We start from the raw sequence: 877 nt of genomic DNA on the forward strand, positions 1-877 counted from the left end.
CCTCCCCCGCCCCGCCCCCATCCCGCTTGACGTCCCGCCGGACCGAGAGCATTATTCATCGCATGATGAATTACAGCGACCCCCCTCCCGGAAGGGCCGTCCAAGCCGAAGGTCTCACCGTCGTACGAGGCACCCGAAAAGTCCTGCGCGGCCTCGACTTCGCCGTCCCGCGCGGCCAGATCACCGGCCTGCTCGGCCCCTCGGGCTGCGGAAAGTCGACCCTCATGCGGGCGATCGTCGGCACCCAGGCCAAAGTCACCGGCACCCTGGAGGTCCTCGGCCACCCGGCCGGCCACGCCGCTCTCCGCACCCGTATCGGCTACGTGACGCAGGCACCCTCGGTCTACGACGACCTGACGGTCCGCCAGAACCTGGCCTACTTCGCCGCGATCCTCGACCCCGGCCGCGCAGCAGCCGACCGCCGCGACGAGAACGTCACCCGCGCCATCGCCGACGTCGACCTCACCACCCGCGCCGACGCCCTCGCGGGCAACCTCTCCGGCGGCCAGCGCAGCCGCGTCTCCCTGGCGGTGGCTCTCCTCGGCACCCCGGAACTCCTGGTGCTGGACGAACCGACGGTGGGTCTCGACCCCGTCCTACGCCGTGACCTGTGGGCCTTCTTCCACACCATCGCGGCCACCCGCGGAGCGACGCTCCTCATCTCCTCCCACGTCATGGACGAGGCCGAACGCTGCCACCGCCTCCTCCTCATGCGCGACGGCGAACTCCTCGCCGACGACACCCCGGACGCCCTCCGTACCCGCACAGCGTCGGAGACGATGGAAGAGGCGTTCCTGCACTTGGTGGACGAGGCAAAGAAGTCATCGACCCCGGCGAAAACGAAGGAACAAACCCTATGACCACGACCACCCCCACC

At 69.6% G+C, this 877-nt stretch carries 1 protein-coding gene; it reads left to right on the forward strand.

The window, feature by feature from the left end; genetic code table 11:
• Positions 1–62: 62 nt before the first annotated feature.
• Entirely contained in the window at positions 63–860 is a 798-nt protein-coding gene (locus ADL01_RS22245; RefSeq protein WP_053743795.1) for an ABC transporter ATP-binding protein, read from the forward strand.
• The last annotated feature ends 17 nt before the right edge of the window (positions 861–877 follow it).

Source organism: Streptomyces sp. NRRL WC-3618, assembly GCF_001280005.1.
Classification (GTDB): domain Bacteria; phylum Actinomycetota; class Actinomycetes; order Streptomycetales; family Streptomycetaceae; genus Streptomyces.

Excerpts from the sequence above, each read along its gene's own strand:
- ADL01_RS22245 (WP_053743795.1), top strand. The coding sequence starts at position 63 with ATGATGAATTACAGCGACCCCCCTCCCGGAAGGGCCGTCCAAGCCGAA.